This window comes from Rhizobium sp. P1_C7, from assembly GCF_056406295.1.
The window spans coordinates 85,800-100,280 of record NZ_JBFUAL010000012.1 but is presented as its reverse complement, the minus strand read 5'-3'; the positions used below and the strand labels follow the sequence as shown (position 1 = coordinate 100,280).

Below are 14,481 nucleotides of genomic sequence, written 5' to 3'. Positions count from 1 at the left end.
CATCACGCGGCGTCCGGCAGCTGGTCCAGGAAGCCGTGCACGGCTTTCAGCCGCCCGCCGTCGAGCACGGCAAAGTCGGTGCCCTTGATGAGGTGTTCGCCGCCGTGTGGGCCAAGCCCCCAGGAAAAGCGCAGGTTGTCGCCGTAGCTGTCGGCGGTGCCGATGAGTTCGAACCGGTAGCCAGGGAAGCGCGCCTGGACCGCATCGACCAGAGCGTTGATCTGCGCGTGGCCTTCGCCACGCATCAGGGGATCGACATAGGTTGCCGCTTCATCCCAGGTTTCGGCAATCAGGGCGCTGCGGCGGGCGGCATCTGTCTCGTTCCAGATTGCGATGTAGCGTTCGGCCTTGCTGTTTGCATCAGTCATCAGATCATCTCCTGTTTTACGCCCGGCTCGTCCAGGCATTGCGATCATGGAGAAGCGCCAAGGCCTCATCAATTACGCCGGAAGTAATCGGACGTCAGCCTCAGATCTCCAACCAGACGCGGATCGGGTTCAGCGGATCAGCCAGCAGCTTGATTGTAAAGGCTATGCAGACAACGACCAGGAGTGGCTTGATCAACCGCGCGCCGGTGCGCATTGCGAGCCGGGAGCCGAGCTGCGCACCAAGAAATTGGCACCCACCCATTATCAGGCCGATCTTCCACAATATTGCTCCAAAGGAGATGAAGACAACGAGGGCGCCGATGTTCGAACCGAAGTTCAGCAGCTTGGTGTGCGCGGTAGCCTTCAGCATTCCGAAGCCTGCGAGGGAGACGAAGGCGAGCATCAGGAACGAGCCGGTTCCGGGTCCGAAGACGCCGTCGTAAAAGCCGATTGCCGGAACGAGCGTGAGCCCGAACGCAAATGGCGTGATGCGGCGGTGTTTGTCGATATCGTTGAGATTGGGCTTCAATGCGAAATAGAGGGCGATTGCCACGAGCAGAACCGGCATGATCGAGCGCAGCACATCGCCGGGTACGATGGTTGCAAGGGCCGCACCCAGCGCGCCGCCCATGACCGCCATCAGTGCCATCGGCAATTGCCTGCGCAAATCGACATGTCCCTTGCGGGCGTAGGCAAATGTTGCCGACGCTGCCCCGAAAACCGATTGCACCTTGTTGGTGCCGAGCGTCTGCAGCGGCGGAATGCCGGCAATCAGCATGGCCGGAACTGTGATCAGTCCGCCGCCGCCAGCGATCGAATCGACAAAACCGGCAAGAAATCCCGCGGCGGCGAGGAGGAGAAGCAAATGGGGGGCAAGATCGGACAAGGCGGGGCTCTGAATGGGCTGTATCGGCGCGCATGTTGCATTTCCGTCCCTCTGCTGCAATGGCTTGTACGACACAGGGACCGGTATTCGAAAAGCCCATGACCAAAATCGGATTGACACGCCGCTATGTGCTCGGGCTCGGTTGCGAGCGCGGCACATCGGTCGAAGAGGTGCATGACCTGGCCGTGGCTGCGTTGGCGAAGGCAGGCGTTGCGGCGGAGGAACTGGCGGCCGTTGCATCAATCGATACACGCAGTCAGGAGCCGGCGATCTTGGCGGTGGCAGTGAAATTCGCCGTCCCGAGCATCTTCTTCGATGCTGCCTCGCTCGAGCGGGAGACGCCTCGTATTAAGAACCCCTCGGCAACCGTATTCGCGCATACGGGCTGTCACGGTGTGGCCGAACCTGCAGCCCTGGCGGCGATCGGACCGGCAGCGGAATTGACCTTGCCAAAACTCAGATCGGCACACGCCACTGCGGCGATCGCGCGCATCCTGTTGCAGAAACAATAGCGGGCGCTATGGTTGCCGCCGATCTCGCGGCGGTGTCCGGCTGGCTGCGGAAATAACGATAGAAGGAACATTCATGCACAAGGTCATTTATGACACGGATCCGGGCGTCGACGATGCAATGGCGCTGCTCTTCCTGCACCGCCATCCGGAGATCGACCTCATCGGCATCACGACCGTCTTCGGCAATGCCTCGATCGAGACGACCACACGCAACGCGCTGTTCCTGAAGCGCGAATGGAGTATTTCGGCTCCGGTCGCCAAGGGTGCCAACGTTACCATCGATCCCTCCCGCAAGGACGACGCTTGGCCGACCTTCGTGCATGGCGACGACGGCCTCGGCAACATCAATGTGCCGGCAAGCGTCGATGTGCCGCTCGATCCGCGTCCGGCCTACAAGTTCATCATCGAGACGGTTCGTGCCAATCCGGGCGAGGTGACACTGGTCGCGGTTGGCCGCATGACCAACCTTGCCCTGGCCTTGAAGGAAGATCCCGAGATTGCAGGGTTGGTAAAGAGCGTTGTCATCATGGGCGGCAACTTCTATGTGCCGGGCAACATGTCGCCGGTCGCAGAGGCGAACATACACGGCGATCCCGAGGCCGCCGATATCGTCATGACCGCGCCCTGGAAGGTGGTCGTCATCGGCCTCGATGTCACCGCGATTACGACGATGAGCCGCAGCTATCTCGCCGATACTGCAGCCAGGGGCGATAAGGCGGTGAAGCTGCTGAACGACCTGTCACAGTTTTACATCGACTTCTACAAGCATGCGGTCGATGACGGAATGATGGTTCACGACAGCTGCGCCTGCGTCTATGTCGTGGCACCGGAGCTGTTCACCACGATATCAGGCGCGGTGCGCGTCGTCTGTGGCGGCATCGCCGATGGGCAGACGATCGTGAAGCCGGATGGCCGCCGCTTTCCGCCGGGCGATTGGGACGGTCTGCCGAGCCAGGTCGTTTGCACAGGCATCGAATCGGAGAAGGTGATCGACCTCATCCGCGATACGCTGCTTGGAGCCTAGTGGCCCGCTGTTACTGCGGATTTCGGCGCGATGGCAATGTCGAGTCCGTCCAGTCTCTTGCGCCGCAATCTTCGCATCCTGAATCCGGTCGTTGAACACTTGCTTCAACGCGATTTCGACAGATCGGATTCATCGCTCCAACTGGCGTTGACCTTGTCACCACCGGGGCATAGATCATCCTCATGATCGAAGCTGCGCTTTCACATCTTCCGGCTCTGGAACCCGGCAGCGTCTGGCTTGTGGGCGCGGGCCCGGGCGAGCCCGGCTTGCTGACGCTGCTTGCTGTCAGGGGGTTGATGGACGCCGATGTCGTCGTTCACGACGCTCTGGTCGATGCCGGCTGTCTCAAACTCGCCCGGCCCGATGCGCTGCTGGAATATGCAGGCAAACGGGGCGGTAAGCCTTCGGCCAAGCAGCGGGACATTTCGCTTCGCCTCGTGGAACTGGCGCAGGCCGGAAAGCGCGTGCTCCGTCTCAAGGGGGGCGATCCATTCGTGTTCGGACGCGGGGGCGAGGAAGCCCTGACGCTGGTCGAATACAACATTCCGTTCCGCATTGTGCCCGGCATCAGTGCCGGGATCGGCGGACTTGCCTATGCCGGTATTCCGGTTACTCACCGTGACATCAATCATGCGGTCACGTTTCTGACCGGCCACAACTCTTCCGGTCTCGTGCCGGATGCCATAAACTGGGACGCGGTCGGCAAGGGCTCGCCAGTCATCGTCATGTACATGGCCATGAAGCATATCGCCGAGATCAGTGCGAACCTGATTGCGGCGGGGCGGTCTCGCTTCGAGCCGGTGGCGTTCGTCTGCAACGCGACGACACGCGGCCAGCAGGTTCTGGAAACGACGCTCGGTGAGGCACCAGCTGCCGTTCTTGCATCGGGGCTGGAGCCTCCCGCCATCGTGGTGGTGGGCGAAGTGGTCCGGCTGAGACAGTCTCTCGATTGGTTGGGTGCACTGGCCGGACGAAGGCTGCGCCCCGATCCATTCCGGCATTCCAGCAGCAAGGAGACGGCATGAGTGGTCTGTTAATTGCGGCTCCGTCCTCCGGCTCGGGCAAGACGACGGTGACCCTTGGGCTCCTCAGGGCGTTGCGCAAGCGTGGCTTGGAGATCGCACCTGGCAAGGCAGGCCCGGATTACATCGATCCCGCTTTTCACGCAGCGGCGAGCGGCGTTGCCTGTCTCAACTTCGATCCGTGGGCAATGCGACCGGAGCTGATTGCGGCAAACGCGACGCTGCATCGCTCAGGCGACCGGCTACTCGTCATCGAGGCGATGATGGGACTGTTCGATGGCGCTGCGGATGGAAAGGGAACGGCCGCCGATCTGGCGGCCATGCTCGGCCTCTCCGTCATCCTCGTGGTCGATGCCTCGCATATGTCGCAGTCGGTTGCGGCGCTCGTGGCCGGATTTGCCGGATTTCGGGCAGATGTCCGCATCGCCGGCGTCATTCTCAACAAGGTTGGCGGCGAGCGGCATGAAATGATGCTTCGCCAGGCACTTGACGCGATCCGCATGCCCGTCATCGCCGTCGTCCGGCGCGACAATCAAATCGCCCTGCCCGAACGTCATCTCGGTCTGATACAGGCTGGAGAACACCAGGCGTTGGAGAATTTCATCGAGCATGCGGCCGAGGCCGTGTCGGAAGAGTGTAATTTCGAGTTCCTGCTGCGCGTCGCGCGACAGGGGCTGAACAAGCCATCGACCGCAAACATCGCACGCCTGCCGCCGCTTGGCAGCCGTATCGCTGTGGCACGCGATATCGCTTTTGCCTTTTCCTACGAGCACATGTTGCTCGGGTGGCGCCGGCGTGGGGCCGATATCTCGTTCTTTTCGCCGCTTGCCGACGAGGCGCCGGAGAGAACGGCGGATGCCATCTATCTTCCTGGCGGATATCCCGAGTTGCACGCTGGCGAGATCGCGGCGGCGCAGACCTTCAGGGCCGCGATGCGGCGGGCGGCCGATAGCGGCGTGCGGATCTACGGCGAGTGCGGCGGGTATATGGTTCTGGGCGAGGGGCTGGTCGATGCCGGCGGTGAGCGCCATTCCATGCTCGGCCTGCTGCCATTGGTGACGACCTATGAGGATCGAAAGCGCCACCTCGGGTATCGGCGCGTGTCGCCGCTCAACAGCTCGTTCTTCGAGCAACCGATGACGGCGCATGAGTTTCACTATTCGGCGGTCGTTTCCGAGGGCGATGCCGACCGGCTCTTCGGCGTCACCGATGCTCTGAACAACGACCTCGGCAGCGCCGGGCTCCAGCGCGGACAGGTTGCCGGGTCGTATATGCATCTGATCGACCTCGCCGGGGAAACAGCATGAATGCACCGATCATCCACGGTGGGGGTATTACCGCAGCGGCGGCGCTTTACGGCGGCAAGCCGGAGGAGTGGCTGGACTTGTCCACCGGTATCAGTCCCTTTGCCGTGGCATTGCCCGAGATTTCCATGCGCGCCTGGCAGCGGCTTCCAGATGGCTATCTGACAGATGAAGCGCGAAGGGCTGCACGCGACTATTATGGCAGCGGCGATGTTCTGCCCTTGCCCGTTCCGGGTACGCAGTCGGTCATTCAGCTTCTGCCGCGATTGCTGGAAGGGGCAGGGCGGGCTGCGATCCTCGGGCCGACCTATGGGGAATACGAACGTGCGTTGAACTCGGCGGGCTGTGCCGTCGATCTGCTGGATGGCTTGGAACAGATCGGCGACACCCATGCCTTGATCGTCATCGTCAATCCCAACAATCCGGATGGCCGCACCTACGAACCCGAAATGCTTGTCGCGCTCTGCAGGCGCATGGCCGCAAGCGGCGGTCTCGTCGTCGTCGATGAGGCCTTTGGCGATACCGTTCCGGGCGCAAGCGTGGCGTCACAGGTGGCGGGGCTGTCCAATCTCATCGTCTTGCGCTCATTCGGCAAGTTCTTCGGTCTTGCGGGACTGCGGCTGGGCTTCGTTGTTGCTGACAGCATGGTTCTCGATCGCTTCGAGAACTGGCTGGGGCCCTGGGCCGTGTCCGGCCCGGCCCTGTCAATCGCCGCGTCGTTGCTGCGTTCCGACACCGCCCCGATCCGTCGGGCAATTGCCGAGAGAAGCGCCGCTCTGCGCGCCGTGCTGGAGAGTGGCGGTCTTCGGATCTGCGGCGGAAGCGGACTTTTCTCGCTCGTCGATCATCCTTCGGCGGATGCTCTTCATTCGCATTTGTGCCGCCACCGCATATTGGTGCGCAAATTCGACTACGCCCCTCATTGGCTCCGTTTCGGGGTCACTGCCGATGCCGCCGGAGACAGGCGGCTGGCCACTGCCCTCCAGAGTAACGACGGATGATGATCGAGCTTAATCTTCTCGTGCTGGTGCTGGCTCTTCTGCTCGACCGAATAGTCGGAGACCCAGAAGTGCTATGGACGCGCTTGTCGCATCCTGTCGCTCTCTACGGCAAGGCGATTTCGAGTGTGGATGGGTGGTTCAATCGCAGCGATCTGGCGAAGCAGAAACGGCGGCGCAACGGAGCGTGTTCGATCGCCGGCCTGCTTGCCTTGAGCGCTCTGGCAGGACTGGTGCTGCATTGGTTCTTTGCTCTGTTCGGTCTTGCGGGCATTCTGCTGGAGGTCATTTGTGTCACTGTTTTCCTGGCGCAAAAGAGCCTTGCCGACCATGTCGGTGCGGTTGCAACCGGGCTGAAGAACGGCGGCGTTCGCGGCGGCCGCGCCGCTGTGTCCATGATTGTCGGCCGCGATCCGGAAACGCTGGATGAACCTGCGGTCTGCCGCGCGGCTATCGAAAGTCTGGCCGAGAATTTCTCCGATGGCGTGGTGGCGCCGGCTCTCTGGTATGCCGTCTTCGGCCTGCCGGGGCTTCTGGCCTACAAGATGTTGAACACGGCAGACTCGATGATCGGCCACAAGTCCGAACGTTACGCAGATTTCGGATGGGCTGCGGCGCGTCTTGACGACTTTGCCAACTGGCCGGCGGCCCGGCTTTCAATTGTGCTGATCGCGGCCGGCGCCTGGCTGCGACGCGGACGTGCAGCCTGCCGCGAGGCATTGCGTATCGCCATGCGCGACGGTGGCCTTCACCGCTCGCCGAATTCCGGACGGCCGGAGGCTGCCATGGCGGGCGCTCTCAATGTCCAGCTTGCCGGTCCGCGCATCTATTCCGGCGTCGTTGTCATGGAGCCGATGATCAACCCGACCGGACGGGAGACTGCAACCGCAGCGGACATAGACGACGCTGTATCCGTGTTCCATGCCAGCTGCTCGATGCTGACATTCATCCTCCTGATGTTTTTCGTTTTTCTGTTGTAGGCGGTCATCGATATTGCGGCACGACGCGGCACGCATGGCTTGACGATGGCCATGTCGTCATTGCCGATTGCCGGTCTGGCCCAGGTAGTCGCGAGTGCATGTATGGCCTTCGGGTCCATGCTGTTTGAGCAACAGTACAGTTGCAAATTGCGCATTGCAGCAGGTGAGGGCATTGGCTTTTGAAATGGATTTGCCTATGAGGGGGATAAATTGTCATTTCAAGAGGTACAGGCGTGACCGCTACATTCGATAAAGTTGCCGACATCATTGCAGAGACGAGCGAGATCGATCGCGACACGATCACGCCGGAAAGCCATACGATCGACGACCTCGGTATCGACAGCCTCGACTTCCTCGATATCGTCTTTGCGATCGATAAGGAATTCGGCATCAAGATCCCGCTCGAAAAGTGGACGCAGGAAGTCAACGAAGGCAAGGTCTCCACGGAAGAGTATTTCGTGCTGAAGAACCTCTGCGCGAAAATCGACGAGCTGCGCGCCGCCAAGGCCTGATCGGCACAGCCATTTTTTCTCCGCCCTGTCGCCGTTAACCATGGCGGCCGGGCGGTTTTGTTATTAAGTAGGCCTAGCCGACGGGCATGTTGCCCCTCCGGCCGGAGGATACGATGCTCCTGGAATACTTCCAGATGATTGACCGCATCGAGGCGGTCGACCTTCAAAACGGTACCCTAAAGGCGCGCTCTGTCGTGCCGGCGAAGAGCCCTGTTTTCGAAGGTCATTTTCCCGGCATGCCCCTTGTTCCGGGCGTGCTACTCATCGAAACCATGGCGCAGGCTTCAGGCATGCTCGTGCTGGCTGCGACAAACTTTGCCGCGATGCCGTTCCTGATGTCGGTCGATGGTGCCAAAATGCGTACGTTTGTCGAACCGGAAGCGGTTCTCGACATCGAAGCGTTTCTGGAGCACGACGGTTCGGGATTTGCGGTCACCAAGGCAAAGATCACAAGCAACGGCAAGAAGGTGTGTGATGCGCAGTTGAAGCTGCGCACCGTGCCTTTCAGCGAGGTTCCGCTTGGGGATATTGTCAAGAAGCGTGCAGGTGAAGTGGGTCTGATGGATGCGATCGCCGCACAGGGAGTGAATGGATGAGCAAGGCTCAGAATGATGTCGTGATCACCGGCATCGGCATTGTGACGTGTCAGGGGGTTGGCAAGGAGCCGCATATCGCGCTGCTGACTGCCGACGGATCTCCGAAAACGATCGTCGAGACCGAAAAGTTCAAGCCCTATCCGGTTCATCCGCTCCCGGAAATCGACTGGTCGCAGCAGATCGCCAAGCGCGGCGATCAGCGCCAGATGGAAAACTGGCAGCGCATCGGCGTTTTTGCCGCAGGTCTCGCTCTCGACGACTCCGGCTTCAAGGACGATGCGGAAGCCTGCGGCAGCATGGACATGATCGTCGCGGCCGGTGGCGGCGAGCGCGACATCAACGTCGACACGCTGATCGTCGATGAAGGCCTGAAGCGCAATGATCGCGAGGTCCTGCTGAACGAGAAGCTGACGACCGAGCTTCGCCCGACGCTTTTCCTCGCGCAGCTTTCGAACCTGCTCGCCGGCAACATTTCCATCGTGCACAAGGTCACCGGCTCCTCGCGGACCTTCATGGGCGAAGAGGCGGCCGGCATCTCGGCAGTCGAGACGGCGTTTCATCGCATCAAGTCCGGGGAATCTTCGCATGCGCTCGTTGGCGGCGCGTTCTCTGCCGAGCGGCTCGACATGGTCCTGCTGTTCGAATCGATCAATGCGCATTCGCGCGGCGACTGGCAGCCGCTCTGGTCGCGCGATGAGGGGGGCATCATGACCGGTTCCCTCGGCGTGTTTCTTGTGCTGGAATCGCGCGCCCATGCCGCGGCGCGCGGCGCGCATGTCTATGCGACGATTTCATCGATCGAAGGTGATCGTGGCAGCCGCAATGCTGGCAATCTGGAGAAACGTCTCGAGCGGCTCCTCGAACCAGCCACCGGTCTTCCACCCGAGAGCATGGCGATCTTCTCCGGCTCGACCGGCATGACGGATCTCGCACGCCGCGAGAAAGCCGTTCTTGAGCGTCAGTTCCCGGGAGCGGCGATCCGCGGTTTCGGCGGCGTCACGGGCCATGGCCTTGAATCGCATTTTGCGCTTGGACTGGCGCTGGCGGCGCTGGCAGTCGACAGCAAGGCGAAGGTTCCGCCGTTTGATGATGCGCATGAGAAGGCAATGAGCACTGGTACGTCTGCGGCCGTCGTCACGACCGTTGGACATCAGCGCGGCGAAGGCGTCGCAGTTCTATCCGCGGAAGCGTGAGGAGTAGGCATATGAAAGATTCGGCTTACAACGATCATCTCGGCCGCCCCATCGTCGCGGTCACCGGCGTCGGCATAATTACGTCGCTTGGCCAGGGGCTGAAAGACAACTGGGCCGCGCTGACGGCCGGGCGGTCCGGGATACACGAGATCAACCGTTTCCCGACTGAAGGTCTCTCGACACGCATCGCCGGGACGGTCGATTTCATCGACATTCCGGTCGCCAACGCCGTCGAGCGTTCCTACGCCTTCGCGCGTGAAACGACGATCGAAGCGCTTGCCGATGCCGATATTTCGGGGGATTTCAACGGTCCCCTGTTTCTTGCCGCACCGCCGATCGAGCCTGAGTGGAGCGCACGTTTCGACCTTGCGGATCGTTCGCCGCCAGCCGATCATCCGGGCGATGCCTATGACCGCTTCCTGGCGGCGATGCGTCAACGCCCCGACGCGGCTTTCCATGAGGCGGCGCTGTTCGGCTCGATTTCCGAGCGGCTTGCCGATCGCTTCGGCACGCGCGGCCTGCCGGTGACGTTGTCCACAGCCTGCGCATCCGGCGCGACCGCAATCCAGCTCGGCATCGAGGCGATCCGTCAGGGCCGCACGAGACGCGCGCTTGCGGTTGCTACTGACGGATCCGTCGGCGCTGAAGCCCTGATCCGCTTCTCCCTGCTTTCGGCGCTTTCCACGCAGAACGATCCGGCGACCAAGGCATCGAAGCCCTTCAGCAAGGACCGCGACGGCTTCGTCATTGCCGAAGGCGCTGCATCCCTGGTTCTGGAGTCGCTGGAATCTGCGATTGCGCGCGGCGCCAAGGTTCTCGGCATCATGAAGGGTGCCGGGGAGAAGGCCGATTCCTTCCATCGTACCCGTTCGTCCCCCGACGGGGGCCCGGCGATCGCGACGATCCGCGCAGCGCTGGCGGACGCCGGTATGGATGAAAGCGCCATCGGCTACATCAATGCGCATGGCACTTCGACGCCGGAAAACGACAAGATGGAGTATAGTTCCATGCTCTCGGTGTTCGGTGAGCGGCTGGCGTCCATTCCGCTGTCTTCGAACAAGTCGATGATCGGCCATACGCTGACTGCGGCGGGCGCGGTCGAGGCGGTATTCTCGTTGCAGACGATGCTGACGGGCACGTTGCCGCCGACGATCAACTACAACAATCCGGATCCCTCGATCGTTCTCGACGTCGTGCCGAACAAAAAGCGCGAGGGCCAGGCGAATGCCGTGCTTTCCAACTCCTTCGGGTTCGGCGGGCAGAACGCCAGCCTTGTCATGGCGCTGGAACCGGCTTAATCGGTTCCCGACCGACCTTTGAGACCAACATTGCTGCGCCCGCATACCGATAGGGTGCGGCCAGCAGCATCCATAAACTGCGCACTTGCCTCAGGGCGGGCGCGCCCGTGAAGGACTTTGCCATGCGCGCTTTGCAACTGATCGATGACCGCAAGCTTGAGATCACCGACCTGCCCGAACCCGATGCTCCGGCGGCGGGCGAGGTGACGCTGCGGGTCAAGGCGGTCGCACTCAACCACATCGATGTCTGGGGCTGGCGGGGCATGGCCTTCGCTAAGCGCAAGATGCCGCTGGTGATCGGCGCGGAAGCGTCTGGCGTGGTGGAAGCCATCGGTCCGGGCGTTGCCAATGTGCTGCCTGGTCAGCTCGTTTCGATCTATGGCGCGCGCACCTGTGGTCTTTGCCGTCCGTGCCGCGAGGGACGCGACAATCTCTGCGAACACGTCTCCGGCGTTCACGGCTTCCATCTCGACGGCTTCGCGCAGGAGAAGGTGAACCTGCCTGCGCGCCTGCTGGTTCCTGCTCCTCCCGGTGTCGACGCTATCGGTGCCGCACTGGCGCCTGTGACTTTCGGCACGGTCGAACACATGCTGTTCGACAACGCCAAGCTCGAATCCGGCGAGACGATCCTCATTCATGCCGGTGGTTCGGGCATCGGTTCGGCGGCGATTCAGCTTGCCAAGAAGATCGGCTGCACCGTCATCACCACCGTTGGCTCCGATGACAAGATCGAGAAGGCCAAGGCGCTTGGCGCCGATCACGTCATCAACTATCGCACCGACCGTTTCGAAGGCGTGGTGCGCAAGCTGACCAAGAAAAAGGGTGTCGATGTCGTCTTTGAACATGTCGGCAAGGATACCTGGGCAGCATCGATGTTCTGCCTGAAGCGGGGCGGCCGGCTCGTCACTTGCGGTTCGACATCGGGCGTATCGACCGAGATGAACCTGATGATGCTGTTCCAGCAACAGCTGAAGCTGCTGGGTTCGTTCGGTTGCCGTATGGAAAACATGGCGGATGCCATGCAGAAGATGGGCCGCGGGCTGGTTCATCCGGTCATCGATACAGAAGTCAGCTTCGATGACATCGACAAGGCCCTGGAGCGTATGGAGTCGCGCCAGATCTTCGGCAAGATCATCTTGAAGATGGATTGAGCCATTGAAGCTCTTCATCACCCGTATCGTCCTCAAGCTGGAACATTTCCGTCAATGGCTGATCGCGCAGGTGATGTTCGGGTTCCTGAATTTCCTGAAGCTCTTTCCGGCTGATGGTGCGATCAACTTCATCGATTGGCTGATGCGCAAGATCGGCCCGCGCACAAAGCGTCACAGGCTGATGATTGCCAATCTGCGCAATGCCTTTCCTGACAAGAGTGATGTGGAGATCAACGATATCGCGCTTGGAAGCTGGGCCAACATGGGCCGGCTCGCCGCCGAATATGTGTTCCTCGATAGGTTGTTCGATTTTGATCCAATGCGCAGCGAGCCGGGCCGGGTCGAGGTCTCGGGCATTCCAATCTTTATGGATCTCCTGACCAACCCGCGGCCGTTCATCGTCTTCACCGGCCATACCGGGAATTTCGAGCTGCTGCCGGTCGCGGGATCTGCGTTCGGTCTCTACGTCAGCGTGCTCTTCCGCCCCCCGAACAACCCCTACGTGGCGCAGAAGGTTTTCGATTTCCGAAGCGCGCGCATGGGCAAGCTGGTGCCATCGCATGCCGGTTCGTCCTTTGCGCTCGCCCGACAGCTGGAAGCGGGCCAGGGGGTGGGCGTTCTGGTCGACCAGAAATTCCGCAAGGGGCTGAAAACCACCTTCTTCGGTCTTCCGGTGAAGACGAATCCGCTGCTCGGAAAGCTAGTCCGCCAGTTCAATTGCGACGTCTATCCCGCCCGCTGCATCCGCCTTCCCGGTAACCGCTATCGCCTTGAAATCGAGCCACGGCTGGAAATCCCGCGCGATGCCAACGGCAATATCGACATGACCGCGGCGGCACAGCTGCTAAACAACAAGGTTGAGAGCTGGGTCCGGGAATACCCGGAGCAATGGCTTTGGTACCACGATCGCTGGGAAATAAAGCGGCAGGTTATTTAGCAAGAGCATACCCCTATATCTCCTCATTGAAAAACAATGCGCCTTCTTCATTGAAAGTGAAGATGTGTCATGTTACCGATTTCTATCAATGCGAGTGACTGCGCTGTTTCGGCCGGATCAACTGGCTTGCCAGGTTTGGCCGTTGTCGAGAGCATTGCCTTACGGAATCGGCATTGGAGGGGTCGTGCTCGGTCTTTTTCAGGCGTTCTCACTGCGCTGTGCGCAGATTGAAGAGGCGATAAGGAATGGTGACGATGCGCGCGTCAGCAGCCTTGATGGTTCCGTCGATGCGCTTGTCGAGGCGATTCTTGGCTACAGACCTTCCAATATGCTCTATGCGCACATGCAGCTCCAATTTGTCGGCTGCTTGATCGATCAGTATTCCGAGGACAGCGATGCCGTGCGAGAGCATGTGAAGCTCTTGTCGCATCTGTTGCAGCAATATTTCGGTTCATCCACGCCGCGCTGGCAGATGCCAAAGTTGGATCTTGAACCGGTCTGCGCGCCCACCGCTTATGTTCCGAACACGGACAATGGAAATTTCCTCCAGGCCGCGATTTTGGAGGCTCTTCCTGATCGTGTCGCAGTGCTTACGAAGGACTACCGATACCTCTATTCCAACGCGGCAAACTCTGTCCATCTCGGCAGGAAGCCAATGGAGATGATCGGACGTCATGTGTCGGAATTCATTGGAGAAAAGCGTTTCAGCGAGGTTGCCAAGGCGAAGCTGGATGCCTGCTTTTCGGGCGCGCACTCCGACCACATCTATTCCCAATGCGAAAACGGTTCCCCGAAGCGCTGCCGCATGTCGCCGCTGCGCGATTCCTCGGGAAGCGTCATCGGTGCATTGATCATTCTCGAGGATGTGGGCAAAGCATCGCGTATACTTGCTGATCAGGCTTTCGTCCAGACTGCGAGCTCGTAGCCGTCCGGATCGCTGAAATGAAAGCGGCGGCCGCCAGGGAAACCGGTGACCGGGCGAATGATTTTGCCGCCCGCCCTTTCGATCGCATCAAAGGCAGCTTCGAGATCGTGCGCGTAGAGGATGACGAGTGGTCCACCGGGCCGAGGCGCCTCCAGGTTGGTGAAGCCGCCTTTCAGCCGGCCATCGTCGAATTCGCAGTAGTTCGGACCGTAATCTGTGAAGCGCCAGCCGAAGGCGCTGCCATAGAATTTCTTGGACGCGTCGATATTGGCCACGCTGAACTCGACGTAGTCGATTCTGAGGTCGTCTTCTCTCTTTGTCATGAGCGTTTCCTATAACTCCATCAGCGATTTCAGGGCATCGAGGTCTCGGGCGACATGCGCGGCATCCGCCTCGAACTGTTCATCGGTCATCCCTGGCAGACGCAGGAGCGTAAACATGACCTCGCAGCCATCTTGGTTCGGCACGATACGCAGCGCGTTGTAGGCGCGAAGGCCGCTTTCGATCGTCACCGTATGATCGATGACGCCGAATTCGTTGTGCGGAACGAAGCTGACCTTCACGGTGCCAAGGACGCCCTCGGCGATCCAGTCGTCGCCGTTGCGCTCGAGCCCTGATGCCAAGCCCGATGCCCAGAGCGGCATGTTTGTTGGTGCTTCAGCGAAGGCGTAGACGTCACGCCAATTCCGGTCGATGGAGCGATGGATGATCCTTGCGGGCATTGTCGCCATGATGTTCCTCGTATTCGTTTGCCAGAGTAGCATTGTGAGGGGCA

General features: G+C 60.7%; 17 protein-coding genes. 13 read left to right on the top strand and 4 right to left on the bottom strand.

The features are described 5' to 3' along the window. Positions 1 to 2: 2 nt before the first annotated feature. Both AC1D2R_RS19760 and AC1D2R_RS19755 read right to left on the bottom strand, forming a co-directional pair. Positions 3 to 368, bottom strand: coding sequence for a nuclear transport factor 2 family protein (locus tag AC1D2R_RS19760; protein WP_477969586.1), 366 nt, complete (start codon positions 366 to 368; stop codon positions 3 to 5). 100 nt (positions 369 to 468) lie between these two features. Further along, positions 469 to 1,254: a TSUP family transporter gene (locus AC1D2R_RS19755; RefSeq protein WP_477969584.1), complete on the bottom strand. Its 786-nt coding sequence runs from the start codon at positions 1,252 to 1,254 to the stop codon at positions 469 to 471. Positions 1,255 to 1,352: 98 nt separating this feature from the next. On the opposite strand from AC1D2R_RS19755, the gene AC1D2R_RS19750 reads away from it, so the two are divergent. From AC1D2R_RS19750 to AC1D2R_RS19690, 13 genes are all read left to right on the top strand, one after another. Next, on the top strand, positions 1,353 to 1,766 hold the full coding sequence (locus AC1D2R_RS19750) for a cobalamin biosynthesis protein (RefSeq protein ID WP_477969582.1): 414 nt from the start codon (positions 1,353 to 1,355) through the stop codon (positions 1,764 to 1,766). Between the two features lie 73 nt (positions 1,767 to 1,839). Next, the gene (locus tag AC1D2R_RS19745; protein WP_477969580.1) at positions 1,840 to 2,790 is read left to right on the top strand and encodes a nucleoside hydrolase; all 951 of its coding nucleotides are present in this window, start codon (positions 1,840 to 1,842) and stop codon (positions 2,788 to 2,790) included. Between the two features lie 182 nt (positions 2,791 to 2,972). Next, positions 2,973 to 3,815 carry a uroporphyrinogen-III C-methyltransferase gene (cobA, locus tag AC1D2R_RS19740; RefSeq protein ID WP_477969579.1) on the top strand — a complete coding sequence of 281 codons (843 nt, stop codon included), beginning with the start codon at positions 2,973 to 2,975 and terminating at the stop codon, positions 3,813 to 3,815. Continuing rightward, positions 3,812 to 5,119 (top strand): cobyrinate a,c-diamide synthase, encoded by a 1,308-nt coding sequence (locus AC1D2R_RS19735; RefSeq protein ID WP_477969577.1) that lies wholly within the window; start codon positions 3,812 to 3,814, stop codon positions 5,117 to 5,119. Before cobA ends, AC1D2R_RS19735 begins: the two co-directional genes overlap by 4 nt. Beyond that, entirely contained in the window at positions 5,116 to 6,117 is a 1,002-nt protein-coding gene (gene cobD / locus AC1D2R_RS19730; RefSeq protein WP_477969575.1) for a threonine-phosphate decarboxylase CobD, read from the top strand. The genes AC1D2R_RS19735 and cobD overlap by 4 nt, the downstream gene beginning before the upstream one ends. Then, entirely contained in the window at positions 6,114 to 7,094 is a 981-nt protein-coding gene (cbiB, locus tag AC1D2R_RS19725) for an adenosylcobinamide-phosphate synthase CbiB (RefSeq protein ID WP_477969573.1), read from the top strand. The genes cobD and cbiB overlap by 4 nt, the downstream gene beginning before the upstream one ends. Positions 7,095 to 7,327: 233 nt before the next feature. Beyond that, positions 7,328 to 7,606, top strand: a complete 279-nt coding sequence (locus AC1D2R_RS19720; RefSeq protein WP_037061102.1) for an acyl carrier protein — start codon at positions 7,328 to 7,330, stop codon at positions 7,604 to 7,606. 113 nt (positions 7,607 to 7,719) lie between these two features. Continuing rightward, a complete protein-coding gene (locus tag AC1D2R_RS19715) occupies positions 7,720 to 8,202 on the top strand; it encodes a 3-hydroxyacyl-ACP dehydratase FabZ family protein (RefSeq protein ID WP_115108394.1) in 483 nt (160 codons plus the stop codon). Then, positions 8,199 to 9,395 carry a beta-ketoacyl-ACP synthase gene (locus AC1D2R_RS19710; protein WP_477969571.1) on the top strand — a complete coding sequence of 399 codons (1,197 nt, stop codon included), beginning with the start codon at positions 8,199 to 8,201 and terminating at the stop codon, positions 9,393 to 9,395. Before AC1D2R_RS19715 ends, AC1D2R_RS19710 begins: the two co-directional genes overlap by 4 nt. 11 nt (positions 9,396 to 9,406) lie before the next feature. Next, positions 9,407 to 10,693 (top strand): beta-ketoacyl-ACP synthase, encoded by a 1,287-nt coding sequence (locus tag AC1D2R_RS19705; RefSeq protein WP_477969569.1) that lies wholly within the window; start codon positions 9,407 to 9,409, stop codon positions 10,691 to 10,693. A 122-nt stretch (positions 10,694 to 10,815) separates the two neighbouring features. Further along, positions 10,816 to 11,844: a zinc-binding dehydrogenase gene (locus AC1D2R_RS19700; protein ID WP_037061106.1), complete on the top strand. Its 1,029-nt coding sequence runs from the start codon at positions 10,816 to 10,818 to the stop codon at positions 11,842 to 11,844. A 4-nt stretch (positions 11,845 to 11,848) separates the two neighbouring features. Further along, positions 11,849 to 12,781 (top strand): lipid A biosynthesis lauroyl acyltransferase, encoded by a 933-nt coding sequence (locus tag AC1D2R_RS19695; RefSeq protein ID WP_477969567.1) that lies wholly within the window; start codon positions 11,849 to 11,851, stop codon positions 12,779 to 12,781. Between the two features lie 184 nt (positions 12,782 to 12,965). Beyond that, entirely contained in the window at positions 12,966 to 13,706 is a 741-nt protein-coding gene (locus tag AC1D2R_RS19690; RefSeq protein WP_477969565.1) for a PAS domain-containing protein, read from the top strand. Here the strand turns inward: AC1D2R_RS19690 and AC1D2R_RS19685 are convergent. Both AC1D2R_RS19685 and AC1D2R_RS19680 read right to left on the bottom strand, forming a co-directional pair. Further along, the gene (locus AC1D2R_RS19685; protein WP_477969563.1) at positions 13,676 to 14,029 is read right to left on the bottom strand and encodes a VOC family protein; all 354 of its coding nucleotides are present in this window, start codon (positions 14,027 to 14,029) and stop codon (positions 13,676 to 13,678) included. The two genes, AC1D2R_RS19690 and AC1D2R_RS19685, sit on opposite strands and share 31 nt — an antisense overlap. 9 nt (positions 14,030 to 14,038) lie before the next feature. Beyond that, a complete protein-coding gene (locus AC1D2R_RS19680) occupies positions 14,039 to 14,437 on the bottom strand; it encodes an SRPBCC family protein (RefSeq protein WP_477969562.1) in 399 nt (132 codons plus the stop codon). Positions 14,438 to 14,481 lie beyond the last annotated feature (44 nt).